General features: G+C 61.2%; 10 protein-coding genes and 1 pseudogene. All 11 read right to left on the minus strand.

Annotated elements, in window-relative coordinates:
• Positions 1-56 precede the first annotated feature (56 nt).
• The gene (locus tag ACIGHL_RS09810) at positions 57-482 is read right to left on the minus strand and encodes a hypothetical protein (protein ID WP_128119595.1); all 426 of its coding nucleotides are present in this window, start codon (positions 480-482) and stop codon (positions 57-59) included.
• Positions 479-2,989 (minus strand): type VI secretion system Vgr family protein, encoded by a 2,511-nt coding sequence (locus tag ACIGHL_RS09815; RefSeq protein ID WP_499176052.1) that lies wholly within the window; start codon positions 2,987-2,989, stop codon positions 479-481. The genes ACIGHL_RS09810 and ACIGHL_RS09815 overlap by 4 nt, the downstream gene beginning before the upstream one ends.
• A gap of 16 nt (positions 2,990-3,005) precedes the next feature.
• Positions 3,006-4,514 (minus strand): sigma-54 interaction domain-containing protein, encoded by a 1,509-nt coding sequence (locus ACIGHL_RS09820; protein WP_128119594.1) that lies wholly within the window; start codon positions 4,512-4,514, stop codon positions 3,006-3,008.
• A 10-nt stretch (positions 4,515-4,524) separates the two neighbouring features.
• Positions 4,525-7,128: a type VI secretion system ATPase TssH gene (gene tssH, locus ACIGHL_RS09825; protein WP_128119593.1), complete on the minus strand. Its 2,604-nt coding sequence runs from the start codon at positions 7,126-7,128 to the stop codon at positions 4,525-4,527.
• An 11-nt stretch (positions 7,129-7,139) separates the two neighbouring features.
• Positions 7,140-8,147, minus strand: a complete 1,008-nt coding sequence (gene tssG, locus ACIGHL_RS09830; protein WP_128119592.1) for a type VI secretion system baseplate subunit TssG — start codon at positions 8,145-8,147, stop codon at positions 7,140-7,142.
• Positions 8,111-9,901 carry a type VI secretion system baseplate subunit TssF gene (tssF, locus tag ACIGHL_RS09835; RefSeq protein WP_128119591.1) on the minus strand — a complete coding sequence of 597 codons (1,791 nt, stop codon included), beginning with the start codon at positions 9,899-9,901 and terminating at the stop codon, positions 8,111-8,113. The genes tssG and tssF overlap by 37 nt, the downstream gene beginning before the upstream one ends.
• A 34-nt stretch (positions 9,902-9,935) precedes the next feature.
• Positions 9,936-10,205, minus strand: a pseudogene (locus ACIGHL_RS09840) (PAAR domain-containing protein); the annotation flags it as partial.
• A gap of 10 nt (positions 10,206-10,215) precedes the next feature.
• Positions 10,216-10,620, minus strand: coding sequence for a type VI secretion system baseplate subunit TssE (gene tssE, locus ACIGHL_RS09845; RefSeq protein ID WP_128119590.1), 405 nt, complete (start codon positions 10,618-10,620; stop codon positions 10,216-10,218).
• Between the two features lie 179 nt (positions 10,621-10,799).
• Positions 10,800-12,278 (minus strand): type VI secretion system contractile sheath large subunit, encoded by a 1,479-nt coding sequence (gene tssC / locus ACIGHL_RS09850; RefSeq protein ID WP_128119589.1) that lies wholly within the window; start codon positions 12,276-12,278, stop codon positions 10,800-10,802.
• Between the two features lie 26 nt (positions 12,279-12,304).
• A complete protein-coding gene (gene tssB / locus ACIGHL_RS09855; protein WP_128119588.1) occupies positions 12,305-12,811 on the minus strand; it encodes a type VI secretion system contractile sheath small subunit in 507 nt (168 codons plus the stop codon).
• Positions 12,812-12,844: 33 nt separating this feature from the next.
• Positions 12,845-14,407: a type VI secretion system protein TssA gene (gene tssA, locus ACIGHL_RS09860; protein WP_128119587.1), complete on the minus strand. Its 1,563-nt coding sequence runs from the start codon at positions 14,405-14,407 to the stop codon at positions 12,845-12,847.
• Between the last annotated feature and the right edge of the window lie 559 nt (positions 14,408-14,966).

Genomic DNA, 14,966 nt, shown 5'->3' on the forward strand with positions numbered 1-14,966 from the left:
CTCGGCTAGCCAGTCAGCGGCAATGACTGACTGATAAGAATGTTGTACGGCCTGCGTCATGCGATCCTCCACAGTGACCAGGCTTTCAATGCTTCGGAGGCAATGATCAGAACTAGAAGTAAAAGACCGAAGCCCGGCAGTAGCTGCGCGATAAGCAACAGCACTGAAACTGACGGAATAAGGAAAAAAAGGCGGAAAGGGATCTGCGCATAAGCGAGATAGTTAACCCCGCGAGCCCGTAGCAGAAACATTAGGCATGAAAGGATGATCGACACCTGCAATAGCCAGGACGCCGGTCCAGCGACCAGGTTGGCTCCTCCTTGTTGTTCGAACAGTGCGAGGCTTGAGCTGAGATCGCTGAGGTAAGGCACTCGTCCGCCCCTCCAGCTATTGATGCAGTACCAGGCGATGTAAAAGACGTCCAAGGCGCCCCAGGCGACATAAACCACGCTGCGTTTACTCGTTGTTGCCACGGTATTCATGGTTGGATGCCTTTTCTTTCATAGACTGTGTCGGCGGTTACGGGCTGCCAATGCCAGGACTGGCCAGAAATTTGCCAATGATCGGTGCCTTCAAGGAATCGCTGAGTGACGGTGCGTTGCTGACCGTAAGGGTAAGTCGCCGAGCTTTGCGCCAGATGCTGTTCACTTTCGCCCAGTCTTTGCCAGACTTGGATCATGGTGCGGGTGGTGTTCTGGTAATCCTTGCCTTCAGAACCAAAGACGCGGCCTTCATCACTAAGCGAACCCAGGCGGTTCATAAACATCTTCACCGAGTTGCTCATGCCGTCGTAGTCAATTTCTTGAGTGACCCATTTACCCGGACCGCTTGTGGCTGATTTTGTCGCTATGGGTGCGGAGGCAGGTTTCGCTATTGCGACTGAGGATGTCGAAGCGTTGCTAGGTGATGCAGCAAAGGCAGTAGGTTGCACCGCACAAGCGCCATCTCGGCATGCCTCGCAAATCGGACAACGACTGGCGCCGATCTGCCGGGCTTTGCGCGCTAGCTGCAGTTGAGTATTGGCCAGTGCGACCTTGGGTTTGGCGCCGGCCTTGTCCTGATCGGCGAGCCAGGGAATCTCCGGAGCAAGAATGCTCACGCCCGAGCCTCTACCAGGCGAGCCGCCACAGTTCATCTTGATAGTCGCGCCGCTCAAGGTCACGCCACTGGGATCAAGTTTGAGGAAGCTACCGCCGCCAGCGGCGGTTAGCTCCATCCCCGCATCGATGATGACTTTGCTACCCGCGTAGTAGTGAATCTCGTTACCTGCCTCAATGAACTGCCCGGTGCCGATCTTCACGTGCTGGGTGTTACCCACGGTGAGGTGGTCGTTTACACGGATTTCGGTCTTTCGATTGGCATGGGTTGTGCGGTGTTCTTCGGCCTTGAATTCGCTGTAGCTGTTGGCCTCGACGGTGTCGTGGCGTTCATGGCCGATGCGGATCTTCTGGTCGTGTTCGATGTTCTCGTCCCAGTCGCGCTGGGCGTGGACGTAGATCTGCTCGGCGCCTTTGCGGTCTTCGATCCGCAGTTCGTTGTAACCAGCACCGCCGGGTGAAGTAAGGGTCTTGAACACGCTGCGGGTCTTGTTTGCCGGCAGGTCATAGGGCACGACGTGCTCTTTGTGGTACAGGCAGCCAGTGACGAGGGGCTGGTCGGGGTCGCCTTCGAGGAAGGTGACCAGCACTTCCATCCCAACGCGCGGGATAGCGATGCCGCCGTAGCGGTCACCAGCCCAGCTTGTGCTGACACGCAGCCAGCAGCTGGTCTTGTCGTCGGCCTGGCCTTCGCGGTCCCAGTGGAACTGGACTTTCACGCGACCGTACTCGTCGCAGTGGATTTCTTCACCAGCAGGGCCTGTGATCACGGCAGTCTGGCTACCGAGAACCTTAGGCTTGGGATGCTTCAGGGCCGGGCGGTAGGGGATGTCCCAGGGCGTGGCGGTGAATTGGTTGCGGTAGCCTTGGGTGAAGCCGTCACGAGATATGGTATCGCGCGTTACCGATTCCTCCAGCACCTGCGGCTGTTTGCCTTCGTGGAGGATCTCGTTCAGCAGCCAGAGCTGGTTCCAGTCACTGCGCGGGTGTTCGTTCAGGGCGAGAAAATGGCCGGTGACCAGCTGCGGCTGGTCACTCTCGCCTTCGGCCAGCTCGAAATCGCTGCGGTGACGCTCCAGTGCACGCTGGGACAGATGCTTGCCACGGGGGCGCTCGGTGAAGCGGCCGGGGTAGTCGTAGTCTTCCAGGTCCGGTTGGAGCTCGCTCTGGAAGGCGCTTTCCATAGTCAGGCGCGGCTTCTCGAAGTCGTAATCGCGGCGAGTGACGCGGCTGGTGCGGGTCTCGACCCGCAGGCCGAAGCGCTTGACCACTGGCTCGTCGGCGACCAAACCGGAATCCTGCTGGTACGTCACCGGTGCGAGCTTGGGAAACCCCGTCTGGTCATCTCCGAAGACCAGCACATGGCCCGTGGCGCTGTGCTGGAAGTGGTAGTGAATGCCCTCTTCCTCGCACAGGCGCTGGATGAAGTGCAGATCGCTCTCGTCGTACTGCACGCAGTAGTCGCGCTCGGGATAGACCGAGCCGAGGTCAAAGCGAAAAGCGTTGGCCTGGATGCCATGCTCTTCGAGCACTTGGCTGATGATCTTCTCCACCGTCAGGTGCTGGAAGATGCGTTGGTTGGTGCGGTGAGCCAGGTAAGCCAGCTGCGGGCGCAGGGTAATGTGGTAGCGCGTCAGGCGCTGGCCGGAATCGCCCTGCGCGACGCAGTAGATCAAGCCATGGATGCCGTTGCCGGTCGGCGATAGGGCCAGGAAGGCCGGCTGGTGCAGAAGGCTTTCCAGATCCAGATCAGGACGTTCGCTGACCAGTTCGAGCTCGAAGGCAAAGGGCTGCGACAGTGCCTCGCGTCCCTTGAATTTGAGCACCTGTAGATCGTGCTCGACGCCCTCGATAGCGAGGCTGAAATGGGTGTCGTTGGCCGGGTTGAACATGGTCTCTGGTCCGTCCTTAGATTTCTGCTGGGCTGATGTTCAGCCGTTCCATGCGATAGAGCAGGGTGCGTCGGGGCAAGCCCAGCTCGCGGGCGGCCTGGCTCTGGTTGCCGCCGTTCTTGCGCAGGCAGTCGACCAACAGGTTGCGCTCGACCCGATCGAGCCGCTCGCGCAGGTTCATCGTGCTGTCGAGTTCATCATCCAGTTTGCGCAGGTTGAAATGCATTGGCAGCAACTCGCCGGACTCGCAGAGCAGCACGGCACGTTCGACCAAACCCTTCAGCTCGCGCACATTGCCTGGGAAGCCATAACCGGCGAGCTGTTCCAGCGCGGCGTCGGACCAGCGCACGGTGTCGCGTTGCAGGAATCCACAGGCGTTGTCGGCAAAATGCCGCGCCAGTCGCAGGATGTCTTGCCCGCGCTCGCGCAGGGGCGGCAGTTCTATCGGAAAAATGGAAAGCCGGTAGTAAAGATCCTCGCGAAAACGACCTTCCTCGACGCGCTTGTGCAGGTCTTGGTGAGTTGCAGCGACGATCCGGACATCGACCTTGTGGGTGCGAGTGCTGCCCAGCGGCCGCACTTCGCCTTCCTGCAGGACGCGTAAGAGCTTGGCCTGTAGAGTCAGCGGCATGTCACCGATTTCGTCTAGAAAAAGCGTGCCGCCGTTGGCCGCGTCGAACAGCCCTTCATGATCACGGTCGGCACCGGTAAAGGCCCCCTTGCGATAGCCGAACAGTTCACTTTCCAGTAAATGCTCCGGTAAAGCCGCGCAGTTCTGGACGACAAAGGCCTGGCTGCGTCGCGAGCCGCAATCATGAATGGCGCGGGCAACGAGTTCCTTTCCGGTGCCGGTTTCGCCGGTCAGCATAACGCTTACCGGGTTGTGCAAGACCTTGCTGATCAGCCCGTAGACTGCGCGCATCCGTGGACTGTCGCCAATCAGGCCATAGCCGCTGGCGCAGGGACGCGTCGATGCAGCGGGTGCGAGATCTGGTTGCCGAGTATCACGCAAGCGATTGAGCAGTTGCGCCTGGCCAAGGGCGAACCGGCCAAGGTTGGACAGCGTGGCCGAGCCCGCCGCGAGATCTTGATGGGTGTTGCTGGCAGCCACCAGTAACCCGGCGGTATGGCCCTCAGCGTCCTGCAGCGGCAGGCACAGCAGGCTGCGCCATGGGCGCGATGTTTCTGGCAGGAAGCTGGTCTGGTGCAGGCTGGCATCGAGTGGCGCGATGCTCAGTTGCTGGTTCTGGCTGAGGCAATACTGCAGCAATTGTTCGTCACGATAGTCGCTGGGCACGCTGGTCGCCTCGTGCCCCCGCGCTCCCTCCAACCATTCGGCCGAAAGCGTCAGGCGCGTATGGGTTGCGTCGAGGAGGTAGAGCTGAGCGAGCGAGCAGTGCGCCAGTTGTGCGACCAATTCGGTGAGCCCATTGAGCCAGGCGTCCGTGTCGGTGTTCCATGCCAACTCGGCGAAGCGCTCGAGTAGCGATCGCGTATCGCACGTTGAGGTCGGTTCGACGAGCATGGGCGGGACCTTAAGCGAACTCACAGACAACTGCTCCGTCGCCGTCGAGCGTGGCGTGTACCCGTTGCAACGTTTCGCCGCCGGCCATGGCGTCGAGCAGCCGGTCGACTACCAGTGGTTGCAGGTGCTGGTCGATGAGATGGTCGATCAGCCGCGCGCCGCTTTCGCTGTGAGTGCAGCGCTCGGCCAGATGCGCCAGCAGCGCCGGGCAGTGGCTGAACTGCAGCTGACGCCACGCGAGGCGCTCGCCGAAGCGGGTGAGCTTGAGCCCCACGAGCTCATTCAACACCTCACCCTCGATCGGGTAATAGGGCACCACGCGCATCCGGCCGAGCAGCGCCGGCTTGAAATGCTGCGCCAGCTGCGGACGAATGGCTTGCTCCAGATCGTCGGCGGCGGGGCGCTGGCCACCTGCGCAGAGGCTGGCGATGCGGTCGCTGGCGAGATTGCTGGTCATCAGGATCAGGGTGTTACGAAAGTTGATCTCACGCCCTTCGCCATCGTTGGCCACGCCCTTGTCGAAAATTTGATAGAAGACATTCATCACGTCCGGGTCGGCCTTCTCGACTTCGTCGAGCAGCACCACCGAGTAGGGTTTCTGCCGGACGGCCTCGGTGAGCATGCCGCCCTCGCCGTAGCCCACGTAGCCTGGCGGCGCGCCGATGAGCCGGGAAACACTGTGTTTTTCCTGAAACTCGGACATGTTGATGGTGGTTAGAAAGCGTTCACCGCCGTAGAGCAGGTCGGCCAGCGCCAGGGCAGTCTCGGTCTTGCCGACCCCGCTGGGGCCGACCAGTAGGAACACGCCTACCGGCGCGTCGGCGCGGTTGAGGCCGGCGGCGGTCGCGCGCATCGAACGGTCCAGTGCCTCGACAGCTTGCGCCTGGCCACGCACCCGCTGGCGAAGGTCGCTGGCGAAGGTCAGCACTTTGCTGTTGTGCTCGCGTGCCAGTTGCGAAAGTGGCACGCCGGTCCAGTGACTGATCACTTCGGCTACTAGGCGTGGGCAAACCTCGAAGCTGACCAGGCGCTCGTGGGTCTGGGCGCTGGCCAGCTCGACCTGCACGTCCCGCAGCTCCGCTTCCAGGGCATTTATCTCCTGCGCCGTTTGCGTGGACGCTTCGTCAACGGCCGCCTGACGGGCCGACGCGCAGGCCTTGCGCAAGTCCAGTAGCCGCTCGGCGAGCTCGCGCTGGACGGACCAGCGGGTTTCTACGTGTTCGAGTTCGGCGCGTGCTTCGCTCAGCCGGAGGTCCAAAGCGTCGAGCGCTTCGCGGTCTACGCTCAATCCGGCATCGAGGTCCCGACGTACCGCTTCGCGTTGGCGTTCACCCTCGGCAATTTCCCCACGCAGGCGCTCCAGTGCTTCCGGTGCGGCCGCAAGGCTGATGCGCACGCGGGCGCAGGCGGTGTCTAGCACGTCGACGGCCTTGTCGGGTAGCTGTCGACCGGCCAGGTAGCGGGCTGATAATTCGGCGGCGGCTACCACTGCGTCGTCGCGCAGATAGATGCCGTGACTCTTTTCATAGACAGGCGCCAGGCCGCGCAGGATGGTCACCGCCTCGGAATCGGTCGGCTCGTGCAGCTGCACCGGCTGGAAGCGACGTGCGAGGGCCGGGTCCTTCTCGAAGTACTTTTTGTATTCACTCCAGGTTGTGGCGGCGATGGTGCGCAGCTCGCCCCGGGCCAATGCAGGTTTGAGCAGGTTGGCCGCGTCGCCGCTACCCGCCTGACCACCCGCGCCGATCAGCGTGTGGGCTTCGTCGATGAATAGGATGATTGGTTTGGCCGAACCTTTGACTTCATCGATCACGCCCTGCAGGCGGCGCTCGAATTCCCCTTTGACGCTGGCGCCGGCCTGCAGCAGGCCCAGGTCCAGGGCCATGAGTTCGACGCCTTTGAGTGTGTCCGGGACTTCGCCGGCCGCAATGCGCAGTGCTAGGCCTTCGACGATGGCGGTCTTGCCGACTCCGGCTTCGCCCACCACGATCGGGTTGCTTTTGCGCCGGCGGGCAAGAATGTCGATCATCTGGCGGATGGCGCCATCGCGACAAAGGACGGGGTCGAGCTTGCCGTCACGGGCCTGCTGGGTGAAGTTATGGGTGAAGCGCGAGAGGTTCGATTCGCCACCGGCAGTGGGGGTGCCTGCGGGTTGTTGCGTCGGCTGTTGGGCCAGGGCGAACTCACGCAGTCGCTCGGCGTTGAGCCTGGCCAGCAACGGTTGGTAGTGACTGCCCGCGTAGCGCATCGGGTTGCGCAACAGCGCCAGGATCAGCGCGGCCTGGTCGATCTGGCTCTGGCCAAGTTCGAGGTTGCCGACCAGCAGCGCGTCCTGTAGCCACTGCACCAGCTCCGCGGAAAACACCGGATTGCGCGACTCGCTGTGCTCGCCACGTGGTTGCAGCGCCTGGGCCAGCGTGCCGGGTTCGACATCGGCGTCCAGCAGGGCGCGGTTCAGTAAGCCTTCGGGGCGCTCCAGCAGGCCGAGCAGCAGGTCTTCGACCAAGATCTTGTTGCCGCCACGGACCACGCAGCGCTCCGCCGCGGTTTCCAGATCATTCTTGGTCTGCGCATCCAGAGCCTGGACCAGTTGTTGGAGGTCTACGTTGATCATCTTCATCTTCCTTAATGAGTCTGGCTGCCCAGGGTGACCATGCCGTCCGCGCGCTCGCTACCGAGCCAGCTGGTCCAGCCGAGGCGGCAGGTGTTTTCGGCGCCGATGCGCAGGTCGCGAATATCGTCCTGGCGCAATTGCAGGCGGATGTCATAGTCCAGCGGATCGCGCAGGGTGAAGCGCACCAGTGCACAGAGCGGTTGATAGCCGGTGCCGACCGGCAGAAATTCGTGAAAGCGGCCCCAACTGAGTTGCCGGATGTGGATGCGGAACTTGCCGCCACGGTCCCGCACCCGCTCGCCCAGCACTAGGCTCTCGCCGAGCTGGCTGTTGGCTCGGCCGAGGCGGTTCTGCTGCTCGGTGAGAATCTCTACTTGGCGTTCGAGGCACTGCTCGATGCGCAGGTCCGCGTGCTTGAAGTAATAGCGCAGCACCGATTCGATCAGTGCTGCCGAATGTGCGCGTAGGCTGAGTAGGCCCAGGTACGGCAGAAGGCGCTTCCAGTTCAGCTCCGAGGCGGCGCGGATCTGCTCACCGCCCAACCCGATGAGGGCGAACAGCTGCTCGGAGAGCGGGTCGCGTGCGCCGCTGGTGAAGCGCGTGCGGTAACGGTATTTCTGCCAGATCGGCACTATCAGTCGCTGCAGGCGGTTATTGAACAGGTCGAGAAACTCGCGCGTCGGGTTACCTTCGGCGCTATCGCCGAGAGCCTGCTCACCATAGAAGGCAGGCAGTGGCGAGCCTGCCCCAAAGAGGCTGACCAGGTTGATCCGCAACTGCGCGCGCAGTTGCCCATGCTCTTCGAAGAAGTGCACGCGATCGACGTCGCTGCCAGGGAAACCCAAGCTCGGGTTGGCCTGGAACTCGAGGTGCTCGTAGAGCGCCTCTTCGTCCAGATCAGGATGCGCGGCTTTCAGACGGTCCATCACCAGTAGCACACCCTGGAACAGGCTGTACTCGCGGATGCCCCGGCTGATCCGGTTTAGAGCAGGGGCTGCTGCCCCATGCGCGGCGTCCATTGGTACACCTCTCCCTGTGTGCTCCTGACGCGCAGCTCGTGGTACGAGTTGAGGCTGGCGTACAGTGCAAAGAATTCATTGAGTATCGAGGCGAAGAGGAATAAGTCTCCCTCGCCCAGATAACCCTCGGGGTCCATCACCAGCTCGGTGCGCACGCCGCGCACTGGCAGGCCGCGGTGCAGCCGGTCAACGTGCTGATGGCCGATCTGCTTAAGGCCGCCGAGCAGGCGCTTACTGACCTTCTCCGCGTGCTGGTCGTAATAGCGTGGCAGGTCATAGGTCTCGAGGATCACCTTGAGCGCCTCGACGTTGGCCAGCGACAGGTAGTTGAGCGACATGTTGCTGATCAGCTTCCAGAGGAAGTCACGGTGCAGCGGCGGCGCGTAGCTTGGCGTTACCGCACTGATGTTGCGGAAGGTCAGGAACTCCGGCGTGTCCTCGCTGGGCAGGCAGATATCGCCCAGGCGCAGCAGGCGCGGCAGGTTTTGGTTGGTGCAGGTGAGCTCGATGGACAACGTCTCATGCTGGTCCAGGTTGCGCAGACCAAAGCTGAGGTAGGTCTCCAGGCCGTCGCCCAGCATCGAGGGTTGCTGACGCACGCTGTAGTGCGGGCGCGCCACCGGTACGTCAAAACTGGGGTCATGCTCGAAGGACTCGAACGGCACGTATTCTTCGTAGCCCATGCCGCCCGGCTTCCAGCCGGTAACACGGTCGACCGAAAAGACACCGCAGTGGGTGCTGTCGAGTTCGGATGGCATCAGCAAATACTGGTCCTGCTTGCCGTCCAGGCGAATCGGGATAGCGTCGTGTTCGAACAGGTTGACCACCGGGGTGCAGTACAGGCGCACGTTATCCAGCGTCGGGCGGATGCGCTGCACCCCAGCCTTGTGAATGTCGAAGCGCAGCTCGAAGCCACGCGCCTGTTCCAGCACCTCCTGCGGCAGACGCTTGATGACATCGAGGCCAAGCAGGTCGACGAACAGGAATTTCTCTTGGAAGGCGAAGTATTCCTGCAGGTAGCGATATCCCCGAAAGGTGTTGAGCGGATATGGGATGAGCGCCTGATCTTCGGCAAAGCCCACCGGCTGAAGCTTTGACGGATCGATATGGAGTGCGGGCAGCGCAACGCCGAAGCCGTCACTAAATGGTTTGCCGTTGGCATCCAGTGCAATCAGCTGCACGTCAGCGACGTTGCGCAGCAAGCTCAGATAAAGCATCTGGCTGATGTAACGCTCGCCAGCGAGATGAAGGCGCAGCTGCTTGAGATTCAACTCACCCAGTTGCCCATCGGCCGTCATCTGCAAACGCAGGCTCAGCAATGCGCCACCGCCTTTAACCGAATAGTCCAACGCGTCGAGCGCCAACGGCAGAACCTCGGTAGCGTAGGCGGTACGGAAGCGGCAGGTCACACCCTGGATCGGCTTGGATTCGACTGGCGTATTGCGCGGCACCATCAACGCAGGGCCTGGTCGATTGACCGGGTCGAACTGCAACATGCTGAATGCCGGCAGCGGGCGCATGTAGTTCGGCCACAGCAAGTGCATCAATGAATGGGTCAGCTCCGGCAGCTCGTCATCTAGCTTCTGGCGCAGGCGCCCGGTGAGAAATGCGAAGCCTTCCAGCAACCGCTCGACATCCGGATCACGCCCGGCCTGACCGAGGAATGGTGCCAGCGCCGGGCTACGCTCGGAGAAGCGCTTGCCGAGTTGGCGCAGGGCGGTGAGTTCGCTCTGGTAGTAGTGGTTGAAGGACATCAGCCGGCCATCCCTGTAAGACGCATGGTCAACCGCCAATCACAATGGTGCCGGACCCGGCGATCACCGGATTACCGTGATCACCCATCGTGCCCACCGTAGTAGCCGGTTTGCCGTTGATCAGCACTGTTGGGATGACCGCACTGGCCAACGCACTGCCGCAGGACGTCGGGTCGCCCATACGGGCGGCAGGCATGCCGTCGAACAGGACGTCAGGAGAGCCGGCCGCGATGGGGTTAGTGCCGTGGCCCTTTTTCGGGCAAGCGGTGGTGTCGCCCAGTCGGGCTGCGGGTTTACCGGACATCAGGCTCTCCTTAGTGGACTTTCACTTGTCCGCTGCCGTCCAGGCTCGCGGAAAAACTTACTTGGCGCTTCGAACCGTCGACTTCCAGCAGACCTTCGATGGCGAAGGACAGGCTCAGCGGGTCATGCGTGCGGGGGAGGGATATCACCCGGACCTGGCTCAAGCGGGGTTCGTACGCCTCGATGAAGCGTTCAATGGCGATACGCGCCTGTTGCAGCGAGTCGTGCAGCGACAGGCGCATATCGTTCAAATCGGGCAACCCGTAGTCGGGCAACGTTTGCACGCTGCCCGCCCGGGTGCTGAGCATTTTGGCCAGATGGACAGCCACCGAAGCCATCGCCGCGACTTCACGGCTCCAGCCGGCACGCTTGTCGGCGTCACCGCCGAGGCGTTCGAAAAGGCTGCCGTAGGCCATCTCAGGTTCTTCCCACGAACAAAACACGGTGGCGACGCTGCGCGTTCTCGCGCAGTGCCAGGAAGGACGAACGACGTGTGCTGCCTGCCCACAAGTTCGGCGTGACGCAGCACTGCGCGAAAACGAGCGCGTCCCGAAGGGTTGCGCAACGCCGGTGTGTTTTGTTCATGGGCAGAACCTCACTCCTTGTCCAGCTTGCCAACCAGAGACAGGGTGAAGTCGGCACCCATGTACTTGAAGTGCGGACGCACGTTCAGGCTGACGCGGTACCAGCCCGGCTCACCATCGACATCACTGACGACCACTTGCGCGGCGCGTAGCGGACGACGGCTACGGACTTCGGAGCTTGGGTTCTCCTGGTCGGCCACGTACTGGCGAATCCATTTGTTCAGTTCAAGCTCCAGGTCGGTACGCTCTTTCCAGGCGCCGATCTGCTCGCGCTGCAGCACCTTGAGGTAGTGCGCCAGGCGGTTGACGATGAACAGATAGGGCAGCTGAGTGCCGAGCTTGTAGTTGAGCTCAGCATTCTTGCCTTCTTCGCTGTTGCCGAAGAACTTCGGCTTTTGCGCAGAGTTGGCCGAGAAGAACGCGGCGTTGTCGCTGCCCTTTCGCATGGTCAGGGCAATGAAGCCTTCATCGGCCAGTTCGTATTCACGACGGTCCGAGACCAACACTTCGGTCGGGATCTTGGTTTCGATCTCGCCCATGCTCTCGAAGTGGTGCAGCGGCAGGTCTTCAACGGCGCCACCGCTCTGCGGGCCGATGATGTTCGGGCACCAACGGAACTTGGCGAAGCTGTCGGTCAGACGGCTGGCGAAGGTGTACGCGGTGTTGCCCCACAGGTAATGCTCGTGGCTGTTGGCGACGTTTTCCTTGTAGACGAAGGATTTGACCGGGTTGTCTTCCGGGTCATAGGGGTTGCGCAACAGGAAGCGTGGAACGGTCAGGCCGACGTAACGGGCATCCTCCTGCTCACGGAAGCTCTGCCATTTGGCGAATTGCGGACCTTCGAAGTGATCTTTCAGGTCCTTGAGATCCGGCAGACCCGTGAAGCTTTCCAGGCCGAAGAACTTCGGGCCTGCCGCGGCGATGAAGGGGGCGTGGGACATGCTGGCGACCGAGGCCACGTACTGCATAGTCTTGATGTCAGGCGCGCTCGGGTCGAAGAAGTAATTGGCAATCAGGGCGCCGACCGGCTGGCCACCGAACTGGCCGTACTCGGCGGTGTAGATGTGCTTGTACAGGCCGGATTGGACCACTTCCGGGCTGTCTTCGAAATCGTCGAGCAGGTCTTGCTTGGACGCGTTGAGCACTTCGAGCTTGATGTTCTCGCGGAAATTGGTGCGATCGACCAGCAGCTTGAGGCCGCGCCAGGAAGATTCCAGCGCCTGGAACTGCTGGTGATGGAGGATCTCGTCCATCTGACGGCTGAGCTTGGCGTCGATTTCCGCGATCATGCGGTCGACCATGGCCTTCTTGACTGGCTCGTGCTCGTTTTGTGGTTTGAGCAGTTCTTCGATGAAGGCCGACACGCCGCGCTTGGCGATGTCATAAGCCTCGTCATCAGGGGTCAGTTTGGTTTCGGCGATGATGCGGTCGAGAATGCCGAGTTCGGCAAGGTTTTTGCCGCTTTCGACGGCTGCTGCGTTGGTGCTCATTGTGTTGGCTTTCCTTGTCGGGAGATTCAGGCGTCCAGTTGTTCTTTCGCGGCGAGGCCCAGCTCACCGAGTACACGGTCACGCGAGTCGTCGTCGGCGAGTACGTTTTCGATCGCTTTGCGGAAGGCCGGAGCGTTACCCAAGGGGCCCTTCAGCGCGACCAGGGCATCGCGCAGTTCCATCAGCTTTTTCAGTTCGGGAACCTGCTCGACCAGATTGGCCGGGTTGAAGTCCTTCATTGAATTAATGTCGAGCTGCACCGCCAGTTCTTCATCCGTGGCCTCGTCTTGCAGGCGGTTAGGCACTGAGAAGGTCAGGTTCAGCTCCTGCTTGGCCAGGACTTCATCGAAGCTGTTTTTGTCGATGGAAATCGGCTTACGGTCCTCGATCTTGCGATCATCGGCGCGCTGGGTGAAATCGCCGAGCACCATCAGCTTCAGGGGAAGTTCCAACTCTTCCTGTGCACCGCCAGTGGAGGGCTTGAAGGTGACGTTGATGCGTTCTTTGGGGGCTACCGAGCCTTCTTTGGCCATGGTTCTTCTCCTTTGCGTTTACGGCCCGGGGGCCTAATCGAGTACCACTTCGAGGTCGAGGTGGCACAGCCTGCGGTAAATCTCATCCTTGCTTTCACGCACGGCGTGGTTCTGCGGCAGCAGCTCACAGCAGCTGTGCAGCAGACGCAGCACCTCGAGGGCGAGATCGGGTTCCCAGTCGCCCAGGCCGGTGGCCTGCAGCGTCTGATCGAGGGATTCGAGTTGAGTCTTGGCCAGGTCGTATTTCTTGGCCTGGAAGCACAGCCGGGCCAGGGTCAATTGCCAGAAAAAGCGCTCGCGTCCGCCGCGGGCCTGGTTGAGGCCGAGCTTGAGCTTCTGCACGGCGCTTTTGAGGCCGTCTTTACGCAGCTGTGGCAAGACTTCTTGAAGCGCTTCCTCCCACGCAGGCGTCGCACCGCCGTGGTGAGTGTGCGATTCGTTAGGCGTCTGCGCGGGCTGTAAATGGGGCATCACGCGGGCGCTTATCCAGGCGCGGGTTTCTGCGTCGGCGAATGGGGCACCATCATGGAAACGCAACTCGTCGAGGCCCGGCATGCGCTGGATAAACAGTGCGACCTGGATCTCGACCTCGCGCATGGCCTGCTCGGCGTCGAGTTCGTGCAGGCATTCCCAGGCCAGGCGCTGGCCGTCTAGCCAGAACGGCGCTCTTGCGATGCTGGCTTCCAGGTCGGCCAGCAGGTCGGCGTAAAGTCCTTGAGAGAAGCGCTCGCGATAGCTGGCGAGCTTGTCTGCCGGGATGCCGCGTAGCGCCGTGATCTGCTCGGCGTTGCGTTCGGGAAGGCTGTCAATGGACAGCCACAGCAGGGTCCGAGCCAGGCGCAGAGGCTTGAGGTCGGTGGCTTTCTGCTTGAGCCACCAGCCGCAAAGTGGGCGGGCCTGATCCTGCAAGCTGCGCAGGCTCTTGTGGGCGTCCTTCTCGTGCTCGACCGGGGTCGTGGCCGTAAATACCTGGGCCGCTACGTGCTTGACCTGGGCTATAGCGGCGCCGACAGCTCCTGGCTGTGGATGTGCAGCGCCGGCTCGCTTGACCATTTCCTCGAGTCGGCGGCATAGAGGTAACAGGAGTGGCGCCTGTGTTCCTAGCTTCGCCGCCAGGCAGCTGTCGAGGTTGCGCAGCTCGACCGCGATCTGCTCGAACAGCGGGAGCTGTTCGCCCATCGGCACATGGTCAGCGAGCACCTGTTCCATGCGTGGGACCAGCCAGGTGATCGCGGCGGCACGAGTGCGGTCCTTACGTGGGTGGATATCTTCCCAATGGTCGAGACATAAGAAGCCGAGCATGGACAGGCCAGCATGCAATCCGATAAAAGAATCACGCTGATACAGGCTCCAGGTCAGCCAAGCCGCAATACGCAAATCTTTAGTTTGGGTGCTGAGCAGGTCTTCGCTGCCTTCGCGCACGGCTTCCCAATCTACGACCCCCGCAGCGTGCAACGACGAAGCCTTGCCAAGCTCCTGCTCGAGCAGCTCATACTCAGCGGCATAGCGAACATCTTCGCCAGCGAAGCCGGTGGCTGTGATAGGAGCCCTCGCTACCGCCAATACATGGGCGGCTAGCTTGCTTGAAAACGTCATTCCATGACTCAACTGATGCCTGCCTTAGCAATGTTGCTGTTGCAGGGGCGCTTCATGCGCAACGACTTTGCCGCGTGCGAAAAAACCGCACGTCAATGAGATGCGAATCCTAGGGATTAGCTCTGGGGACAACTGTGAAGTGGTTTTCATCTAAGGCGATGAGCCGGTTGCAAGGTTGGCTTCGTGCGCCTGAGATGAGCAGTAGTTAACTTTTTGAGGCGGGCTCGTGTTGAACCTCAACTTGAAACGCAGGTCTCGTCAGCCTTTTGTGAGGCAAGGCTGGGTCTAAAAACGCGCCTTCCTGGCTCTTCTATATATAGGTGCGTTTAATCTTCACAAGGAGCAGAAAATTCATTGACGTGAGAATCTCAGTGCCTATAATGCGCACCTTCTCCGGCGCAGGCCTTTAGCGAAACCTCTTGTAAATCAAGAGGTTAGCGAAAATAAAGGGTTGCACGGATGGTGAATTCGAGTAGAATGCGCCGGACTGGCAGGGCGGTGGTTGAGTCCTGTTGGTGGCTTCGGTCAGGTTGATCGGAAGCGGTTGAAAGAGGTGGTT

Source organism: Pseudomonas sp. NPDC077451 (genome assembly GCF_044543345.1).
Lineage (GTDB): Bacteria > Pseudomonadota > Gammaproteobacteria > Pseudomonadales > Pseudomonadaceae > Stutzerimonas.

Bases quoted from the DNA above. Each gene is read 5' to 3' on its own strand.
- ACIGHL_RS09820 (WP_128119594.1), bottom strand. From the start codon at position 4,514: ATGCTCGTCGAACCGACCTCAACGTGCGATACGCGATCGCTACTCGAG.
- tssA (WP_128119587.1), bottom strand. From the start codon at position 14,407: ATGACGTTTTCAAGCAAGCTAGCCGCCCATGTATTGGCGGTAGCGAGG.
- ACIGHL_RS09815 (WP_499176052.1), bottom strand. From the start codon at position 2,989: ATGTTCAACCCGGCCAACGACACCCATTTCAGCCTCGCTATCGAGGGC.
- tssF (WP_128119591.1), bottom strand. From the start codon at position 9,901: ATGTCCTTCAACCACTACTACCAGAGCGAACTCACCGCCCTGCGCCAA.
- ACIGHL_RS09810 (WP_128119595.1), bottom strand. From the start codon at position 482: ATGAATACCGTGGCAACAACGAGTAAACGCAGCGTGGTTTATGTCGCC.
- tssE (WP_128119590.1), bottom strand. From the start codon at position 10,620: ATGGCCTACGGCAGCCTTTTCGAACGCCTCGGCGGTGACGCCGACAAG.
- tssG (WP_128119592.1), bottom strand. From the start codon at position 8,147: ATGGACGCCGCGCATGGGGCAGCAGCCCCTGCTCTAAACCGGATCAGC.
- tssH (WP_128119593.1), bottom strand. From the start codon at position 7,128: ATGATCAACGTAGACCTCCAACAACTGGTCCAGGCTCTGGATGCGCAG.
- tssB (WP_128119588.1), bottom strand. From the start codon at position 12,811: ATGGCCAAAGAAGGCTCGGTAGCCCCCAAAGAACGCATCAACGTCACC.
- tssC (WP_128119589.1), bottom strand. From the start codon at position 12,278: ATGAGCACCAACGCAGCAGCCGTCGAAAGCGGCAAAAACCTTGCCGAA.